This is a genomic window from Neisseria sp. HMSC067H09, from assembly GCF_001814135.1.
GTDB lineage: Bacteria > Pseudomonadota > Gammaproteobacteria > Burkholderiales > Neisseriaceae > Neisseria.
In genome coordinates, this window is record NZ_KV814891.1 from 18,990 (window position 1) to 26,978 (window position 7,989).

Annotated in this window: 9 protein-coding genes; 3 read left to right on the top strand and 6 right to left on the bottom strand. The window is 51.7% G+C overall.

The genetic code is table 11. The features are described 5' to 3' along the window. Positions 1-11: 11 nt before the first annotated feature. The 4 genes from HMPREF2954_RS03870 to trpE form a co-directional block, all read right to left on the bottom strand. Positions 12-638 carry a hypothetical protein gene (locus HMPREF2954_RS03870; protein ID WP_070689010.1) on the bottom strand — a complete coding sequence of 209 codons (627 nt, stop codon included), beginning with the start codon at positions 636-638 and terminating at the stop codon, positions 12-14. A gap of 9 nt (positions 639-647) precedes the next feature. Continuing rightward, on the bottom strand, positions 648-971 hold the full coding sequence (locus tag HMPREF2954_RS03875; protein WP_045075594.1) for a hypothetical protein: 324 nt from the start codon (positions 969-971) through the stop codon (positions 648-650). A 3-nt stretch (positions 972-974) separates the two neighbouring features. Then, entirely contained in the window at positions 975-1,586 is a 612-nt protein-coding gene (locus HMPREF2954_RS03880) for a hypothetical protein (RefSeq protein WP_070689011.1), read from the bottom strand. A gap of 65 nt (positions 1,587-1,651) precedes the next feature. Beyond that, a complete protein-coding gene (trpE, locus tag HMPREF2954_RS03885) occupies positions 1,652-3,127 on the bottom strand; it encodes an anthranilate synthase component I (protein ID WP_045075599.1) in 1,476 nt (491 codons plus the stop codon). A gap of 229 nt (positions 3,128-3,356) precedes the next feature. Between trpE and aroA the strand changes: the two genes are divergently transcribed. After that, the gene (gene aroA, locus HMPREF2954_RS03890) at positions 3,357-4,655 is read left to right on the top strand and encodes a 3-phosphoshikimate 1-carboxyvinyltransferase (RefSeq protein ID WP_045075610.1); all 1,299 of its coding nucleotides are present in this window, start codon (positions 3,357-3,359) and stop codon (positions 4,653-4,655) included. Positions 4,656-4,770: 115 nt separating this feature from the next. On the opposite strand, the gene HMPREF2954_RS03895 is transcribed toward aroA, so the two are convergent. After that, on the bottom strand, positions 4,771-5,073 hold the full coding sequence (locus HMPREF2954_RS03895) for an NF038104 family lipoprotein (RefSeq protein WP_472689446.1): 303 nt from the start codon (positions 5,071-5,073) through the stop codon (positions 4,771-4,773). 8 nt (positions 5,074-5,081) lie between these two features. Then, on the bottom strand, positions 5,082-5,420 hold the full coding sequence (locus HMPREF2954_RS03900; RefSeq protein WP_045075602.1) for a hypothetical protein: 339 nt from the start codon (positions 5,418-5,420) through the stop codon (positions 5,082-5,084). A 145-nt stretch (positions 5,421-5,565) separates the two neighbouring features. Between HMPREF2954_RS03900 and HMPREF2954_RS03905 the strand changes: the two genes are divergently transcribed. After that, positions 5,566-6,747, top strand: a complete 1,182-nt coding sequence (locus HMPREF2954_RS03905; RefSeq protein ID WP_045075605.1) for an aspartate aminotransferase family protein — start codon at positions 5,566-5,568, stop codon at positions 6,745-6,747. A gap of 253 nt (positions 6,748-7,000) precedes the next feature. Further along, entirely contained in the window at positions 7,001-7,936 is a 936-nt protein-coding gene (locus HMPREF2954_RS03910; protein ID WP_003756931.1) for a dihydroorotate oxidase, read from the top strand. Positions 7,937-7,989: the final 53 nt, after the last annotated feature.

The following is a 7,989-nucleotide window of genomic DNA, read 5'->3' on the forward strand; positions in this document are numbered from 1 at the left end:
TGACTCATGTTTTATGACCCCGGCTTGAAAATATTGAAAGTAATTTCATTGATGCAGTCGTGCAGTACCTTTTCTGCACTTTCTCCCCGATAAAAGACTTGGAGATCTGCTTCGTAGCCGTTCCGATATTTTTTTTCATAACCGTTGAAGGGTCTGCCCCAATGCCCTTTGCCTGTATAGGTAAACCCCGCCTGCTCCAGTAGTGGATGGAATTGATCTAAATCCATTTGGCAGATTGACGTTGCGGGAGGATTCCCCTCTCCGCGACCGAAAAATAAGTGCACTTTCCCGCTTTTCTCTTTTGAATTGAAATTAATCCACCAACTCCAGCCAGTATTTCCAAAATTATTACCTGCATAAAAATCCCATGCCGATTTTTCTTCTTTGCTGTATGGGGCGAATTTTATCTTCATCACCTTTTCCGCCGTTTCAATTCTAAAATCTTCTGGCGATTTGGCGTAGCGTAAGAAATCCAAAACTTTGGTCAATACTTCGGGTGCGGTCAGATCCGGTCTTCCGGCAATCTGTTGCGTATCTTGATTCATAATCTTGCCCTCCTTTGCGGGTATGGGGTTTTCGGTAGAGCAGGCTGAAAGCAGCAGCCCGATGGTCAATGCGGTTGCGGTTGTGTATTTCATGGGTTTCTTTCAAGACAGGGAAGCCAATCTTTCAGACGACCTTTTGTCAGGAAACGTCGTCTGAAACAGCAGCCTCGTTTCCAGCTGAGACAGATTAATGGAAATTCGATTTTTACTTGCATTGTAGCTGGCACCGGCATTCGGATTTTTATTGACCGCCAGTTTGTCCAAATAGCCCTTTTCTGCTGTGGTATTCAATCTTCCGTTCAGCACGGGTGATGCCGTTATGGCGGCAATCAGGTTGCGGTATGCATCTGACTTTTTGCCGTTTGGCAGAGAGTTTTGGGCAAAGTCATCCAATATCTTTTGCAGTTGAGGATTGATCTGACTCATGTTTTATGACCCCGGCTTGAAAATATCGAAAGTAATTTCATTGATGCATTTATGCAGTACCTTTTCTTCACTTTCCCCCTGATAAAAGACTTGGAGATCTGCTTCGTAGCCGTTCCGATATTTTTTTTCATAACCGTTGAAGGGTCTGCCCCAATGCCCTTTGCCTGTATAGGTAAACCCCGCCTGCTCCAGAAGCGGATGGAACTGATCCAAATCCATCTGGCAAATCGGTGTAGCAGGGGAATCCCCCCCTCCATCACCGAAATGTAAGCGCATTTTTCCGGATTGATCTTTTGTAAAATTAATTGACCAGATCCAATCGCTGTCGCCAAACTTATTACCGATATAAAAATCGCTATAACCGTCTGTGCGTTCCAGCAACCTTAAATTCATCACTTTTCCTGCCGTTTCAATCCGAAAGTCCTCGGGCGATTGGGCATGGCGCAGGAAATCCAAAACCTTGGTCAGCACTTCGGGTGCGGTCAGATCCGGTCTTCCAGGCGTGGGTTGTATATTTTGATTTATGGTTTTACTTTCTTTTTGGTGCGTTGTTTTGACGGAAGAACAGGCTGAAAGCAGCCCGACAGTTAATATAATCGCGATTCCGTATTTCATGGTTTCTTTCTTTAGAGATAAGCTTTTTTTTTAGATGAGCTTCAGTCAAAAAGGTCGTCTGAAATTTATTTATCCAACCCTTCCTGCACCATCTGCGCCGCCCGAACCACCGCCCGGGCTTTATTCTGCGTTTCCTGCCATTCGGAGGTTGGGTCGGAGTCGGCGACAATACCTGCGCCGCTTTGGACGTATAGCATGTTGTTTTTCACCACGGCGGTGCGGATGGCGATTGCCAAATCCATGTCGTTGTTGAAACCCCAGACACCGACGGCGCCGCCGTAGATTCCGCGTTTGCTCGGTTCGACTTCTTCGATAATTTCCATGGCGCGGACTTTGGGTGCGCCGGAGAGTGTGCCGGCGGGGAACGTGGCGGCGAGGATGTCCATGTTGGTAACGCCCTCTTTCAGACGGCCTTCAACATTGGAAACGATGTGCATCACATGGGAGTATTTTTCAATCACCATTTTGTCGGTTACTTTGACTTCGCCCGTTTTGCTGATGCAGCCGACGTCGTTGCGCCCTAAATCGATAAGCATGACGTGTTCGGCGATTTCTTTGGCGTCGCTTAATAAGTCCTGCTCGTTGGCAAGGTCTTCGGCGGGGGTTTTGCCGCGCAGGCGCGTGCCGGCGATGGGGCGGACGATGACGTCGTCGCGTTCGCGGCGGACGAGGATTTCGGGCGAGGAACCGACAATATGGAAATCGCCGAAATCGTAGTAAAAGAGGTAAGGCGAAGGGTTGAGCGTGCGCAAGGCGCGGTAGAGGGCGAGCGGGCTGTCGGTAAATTCCATGCTCATGCGCTGGCTGGGGACGACCTGCATACAGTCGCCTGCGAAGATGTAGTCTTTGATTTTGTTGACGCAGGCTTTGAACGGTTCTTCGCCGAACTCGCTGACGGCTTCGGTGTGTTTGCTGCCGAGCGAGAGCGGGATGGCGCAGCTTTGGCGCAACTGGGTGCGGATGTCTTCGAGGCGTTCGCGGGCGCGTTCGTAGCCGTCGGGCTGCGCCGGATCGGCGTAAACGATGAGGTGGATTTTGCCGCTCAAATTGTCGATAACCGCCAATTCTTGCGACAGCATCAGCAAGATGTCGGGCGTACCGAGCGGGTCGGCTTTGGCGGTGTTTTTCAGGCGGTGGGCGAAGTGTTCGAAATTGTAGATGGTTTCGTAACCGAAGTAGCCGACCAGTCCGCCGGTAAAGCGCGGCAGGCTTGGGATTTCTGGCGTTTTGAAACGGTTGTGGAAGGCTTCGATAAAGGGTAGCGGATTGCCGTCATGTTGCTCGACGATTTCACCGTTTTGATAAACATCGACATGTTTGCCGCTGACTTTGAGATAGTGGCTGCAAGGCAAGCCGATAAAGGAATAGCGGCCGAAACGTTCGCCGCCGACAACGGATTCGAGCAGGTAGGTATAGGGACGGTTGGCGAGTTTGAGATAGAGGGAAAGCGGCGTATCCAAGTCGGCAAGGAGTTCTTGCACGAGCGGGATGCGGTTGTAGCCTTGGGCGGCTTGGGCTTGGTATTCTTGTTTGCTGATCATTTCTATTCCGTTTGTCGGGTACTTTTCAGGCGACCTTGCGAACGTGTAAAAGTCTTTGAAAATCTTGGGACGACGCACTTGGCGGGCATAAAAAACAAGCCCGCGCCATCGTTGCAAAATTGCGGAAAAGTATAACATTTTATGCGGATTGTTGACAGTTTTGGTTTTTCAGACGACCCCTCCCTGCCGTATAATGCCGTTTTCTGTTTCCGCTTCCCAAACGACCATCATGACCGAATCCATCCGCCTCCCCGCCGCCTCACTCAAACCCGCCACCGTCGCCCTGCCCGGCTCCAAAAGTATCAGCAACCGTACCCTGCTGCTTGCCGCCTTGTCCGACAACACTTGCGAAATCCATTCCCTGCTCAAATCCGATGATACCGACCGTATGTTGGAAGCTCTCGATGAACTCGGCGTTGAAATCGAATATCTTGCCGAAGGTCGTCTGAAAGTACACGGCACAGGCGGACAATTTCCAAACCGCACTGCCGATTTGTTTTTAGGCAACGCGGGAACGGCGTTCCGTCCGCTGACTGCCGCGCTGGCGGTTTTAGGCGGCGATTATCATCTGCACGGCGTCGCGCGTATGCACGAACGCCCTATCGGCGATTTGGTCGATGCGCTGCGGATTGCCGGCGCCGATGTCGAATATCTCGGCAACGAACACTATCCGCCGCTTCATATCGGCGAACGCCAAGACCGCGGCGAGCGCGTGATTCCGATTAAAGGTAATGTGTCCAGCCAGTTTCTGACCGCCCTCTTGATAGCGTTGCCGCTGACCGGGCAGGCATTTGAAATCCGTATGGTCGGCGAGTTGATTTCCAAGCCCTATATCGACATCACTTTGAAACTGATGGCGCAATTCGGCGTACAGGTTGCCAATGAAGACTACCGCGTCTTCAAAATCCCCGCCGATGCCTGCTACCACGCGCCCGACCATTTATATGTCGAAGGCGATGCCTCCAGCGCGTCCTATTTCCTCGCAGCCGGTTTGATTGCTGCTACGCCTGTCCGCGTTACCGGTATCGGCGCAAACAGCATACAGGGCGATGTCGCCTTTGCCCGCGAGCTGGAAAAAATCGGTGCGGATGTGGTTTGGGGCGAAAACTTCGTCGAAGTCTCGCGTCCGAAAGAACGTGCCGTCCAAGCCTTTGATTTGGATGCGAACCATATTCCCGATGCCGCCATGACCCTCGCCATCGTCGCCCTTGCCACAGGACAAACCTGCACGCTGCGCAACATCGGTTCATGGCGCGTCAAGGAAACCGACCGCATCGCCGCGATGGCAAACGAGTTGCGCAAACTCGGCGCGGAAGTCGTCGAAGAAGCCGAAGCGATTCACATTACCCCGCCTGAAATACTGACGCCCGACGCTGTCATCGACACTTACGACGACCACCGCATGGCGATGTGTTTCTCGCTGGTTTCCCTGTTGGGCGTACCCGTCGTCATCAACGACCCGAAATGCACCCATAAAACCTTCCCGACTTATTTTGAAGTGTTCTCATCGCTGACCGACGCGGTTTAAAGCGGAAGAACGTTTACCCAAACAAAAAGGTCGTCTGCAAATGAGTCGAGCGGGTCGCGCTCAAACCTTTCAGACGACCTTTTTATATGGCTGCAAGGACAAAAGACATCCGTCCTTACCATCCCCTGTCCGAATATCCTGAATCTTGCGGAACAAAGTAACCGCCCTCTTCCGATGCAGGCGGATAAGAACCCGGATACACACCGTCGTCTGAAACAGGATGGCAGTTTTTACCTTTATCCTTTTCTTTGTCTTTCTTTTTATCTCTGTCGGGAATGACGGCATTAATAACTGCGCCCGTACCTTTGACGACAACCTTGCCCGCCGTCATGACGGTCGTTGCCGCCAAATCGACTGCCGCCCTGACGACGCAGCCGTTCAGCGCCAGGCAGACCAAAGGCAGAAGCAAGGTTTTCATCTTCATTTTCATGAATGCGAACATCCGCAATGACCGTCATGCCCGCCATCACAGCCCGCCGCGTGTTCGTGCCACGCGTCATCGTCGCCGTCAAACTCTTCCATTTCGTCAAACTCACCGTTTTCGACCAATTCGACCAACTCTTCCAAACTTTGCGCCCCTTCTACCCAAAAACACGGAATATCGGGTGGCGTATCGGGAGCCAGCAGGGCTGCATCGCCCTCGTGCCAAGCTATCCAATAGCCGTTGGCCGTTTGAACAAATTGCGCGCCGGGATGAATGGTTTCGCCTTCGGTGCCAACCAGCATACGCTCGGCAATTTCAGTCTGATAAGGCAGGATGTTCATAATCTTCTTTCTACGGTCGGTAAAATCCATATTGTAGTCGAAATTTCTACTCTCATTGCGTCCCGTCCATTCCGGCTTGAAGCTTTGTTTCGGGCGGCGCATAATCCCCGCTTATTTTCAATAAATTCACTGCAAAGGAAATCGGATGCAAAACTACCTGACCCCCAATTTTTCATTTGCCCCCATGATTCCCGAACGCGCACTCGGCAGCCGCGTCTGGGATATTGAAGGTCGTGAATATATCGACTTGTCGGGCGGTATCGCGGTCAACGCGTTGGGACACTGTCATCCCGATTTGGTTGCCGCGCTGGCGGAGCAGTCGCAAAAATTGTGGCACATTTCCAATATCTACACGACCAAGCCCGCGCAGGAATTGGCGCAAAAGCTGGTAGAGCATACCTTCGCCGACAAAGTATTCTTTTGCAATTCCGGCGCGGAAGCCAACGAAGCCGCGCTGAAACTGGCGCGCAAATACGGTCGCGATCATTTTGGCGGACACAAAACCGAAATCATCTCCTGCCTAAATAGCTTCCACGGCCGCACGCTGTTTACCGTCTCAGTCGGCGGTCAGCCCAAATACAGCAAAGACTATGCGCCGCTGCCGCAAGGCATTACCCATGTTCCGTTCAACGATATTGCCGCATTGGAAGCTGCCATCAACGAAAACACTTGCGCCGTAATCATCGAGCCGATTCAAGGCGAAAGCGGCATCCTGCCCGCGACGCAGGAATATCTGCAAGCCGCGCGCCGTTTGTGCGACGAACACGGCGCATTGCTGATTTTGGACGAAGTGCAAACCGGTATGGGGCATACGGGCAAACTGTTTGCCTACGAGCATTACGGTATTACGCCCGACATCATCAGTTCCGCCAAAGCATTGGGTGGCGGCTTCCCTATCGGCGCGATTCTGACCACTGACAAAATCGCGCCGACCTTCGGGCCGGGGACGCACGGTTCGACTTTCGGCGGCAATCCGATGGCGTGCGCCGTTGGTAGTCGTGCGTTCGACATTATCAACGCGCCGGAAACCTTAGCTCATGTTGAAAAACAAGGACAAAAATTTCAGACGACCCTGCGGGAATTGGGCGAGAAAACCGGCGTGTTTAAAGAAGTACGCGGTATGGGTCTGCTCATCGGCTGCGTACTGGCGGACGAATACAAAGGCCGAGCTTCGGAAATTACCGCCGCTGCATTGAAACACGGCCTGATGGTATTGGTTGCCGGAGCCGATGTCGTGCGCTTTGCTCCCAGTCTGCTGCTAAACGATGAAGATATGGCGGAAGGTCTGAAACGCTTGGAGGCCGCGTTAACGGAATGGATAGCCTGATTTAAGAAATTACGAACCAAGGCTTTCTTGGCTATTTCGAAAACTTTTATCAATCACCGTGGCTTATTCACGTTAAAGGTCGTCTGAAGACAAACAAAACAGGTTTTCAGACGACCTTTTTTGCACCTTTCCTTCATCATATAAAACAACATTTCCCTACATTGTCTGTCATTTGATGTTTGTTAAAAATTTTGCCGACTATTCGTGTTACGCTTCGCAAACAAATTGATTTTTCGAGGGAAAGGAGCAGGATATGCCGTCATTGAGAACGCAAATCGCCGGTTTTTCTTTTGACAACTGTCTGATGAACGCCGCTGGTGTGGCGTGTATGACCGTGGAAGAATTGGAAGAAGTCAGGCAATCCGCCGCAGGCAGCTTCGTCACCAAAACGGCGACGCTGGAAGCGCGGGCGGGCAATCCCGAGCCGCGTTACCGCGATGTACCGCTGGGCAGTATCAATTCCATGGGTTTGCCGAATCAAGGCATTGATTACTATCTGGATTATTTGCTGAGCCTTCAAGAATCGCAGCCCGAACGGACATTTTTCCTCTCGCTGGTCGGTATGTCGCCCGATGAAACACACACGCTGTTGAAAAAAGTGCAAAACAGCGGTTTTAAAGGCATTACCGAACTCAACCTTTCCTGCCCGAACGTCCCCGGCAAGCCGCAAATCGCCTACGACTTTGAAACGACCGAGCGGATTTTGGGCGAAGCCTTCGGCTACTTCGACAAGCCTTTGGGCATCAAACTGCCGCCATATTTCGACATCGTCCATTTCGACCAAGCGGCGGAAGTGTTCAACCGCCATCCGCTGAAATTCGTCAACTGCGTCAATTCCATCGGCAACGGTATGTATATCGAAGACGAATCCGTCGTGATCCGGCCTAAAAACGGCTTTGGCGGCATAGGCGGTGAATACATCAAACCGACCGCGCTTGCCAACGTCCACGCGTTCTACCAAAGATTGAATCCGTCCATCCAAATCATCGGCACAGGCGGCGTTTATACCGGTCGCGATGCGTTTGAACATATCTTGTGCGGCGCGAGCATGGTGCAAATCGGCACGGCGCTGCATCAGCAAGGTGTCGAAGTTTTCGAACGTGTTTCGCTTGGCTTGAAAGCCATCATGGCGAAAAAAGGCTATGAGAAGCTGGAAGATTTCAAAGGCAAACTGAAATATCTGGGGTAAGTCTGCTCAGATGAAGGGGAAAAGGTCCTTGGATTCGGATTTCAAGTGCAACA

Coding starts and splice junctions, on each gene's coding strand:
- HMPREF2954_RS03870 (WP_070689010.1), bottom strand. CDS start 638: ATGAAATACACAACCGCAACCGCATTGACCATCGGGCTGCTGCTTTCA.
- aroA (WP_045075610.1), top strand. CDS start 3,357: ATGACCGAATCCATCCGCCTCCCCGCCGCCTCACTCAAACCCGCCACC.
- HMPREF2954_RS03900 (WP_045075602.1), bottom strand. CDS start 5,420: ATGAACATCCTGCCTTATCAGACTGAAATTGCCGAGCGTATGCTGGTT.
- HMPREF2954_RS03910 (WP_003756931.1), top strand. CDS start 7,001: ATGCCGTCATTGAGAACGCAAATCGCCGGTTTTTCTTTTGACAACTGT.
- HMPREF2954_RS03880 (WP_070689011.1), bottom strand. CDS start 1,586: ATGAAATACGGAATCGCGATTATATTAACTGTCGGGCTGCTTTCAGCC.
- HMPREF2954_RS03895 (WP_472689446.1), bottom strand. CDS start 5,073: ATGAAAACCTTGCTTCTGCCTTTGGTCTGCCTGGCGCTGAACGGCTGC.
- trpE (WP_045075599.1), bottom strand. CDS start 3,127: ATGATCAGCAAACAAGAATACCAAGCCCAAGCCGCCCAAGGCTACAAC.
- HMPREF2954_RS03905 (WP_045075605.1), top strand. CDS start 5,566: ATGCAAAACTACCTGACCCCCAATTTTTCATTTGCCCCCATGATTCCC.
- HMPREF2954_RS03875 (WP_045075594.1), bottom strand. CDS start 971: ATGAGTCAGATCAATCCTCAACTGCAAAAGATATTGGATGACTTTGCC.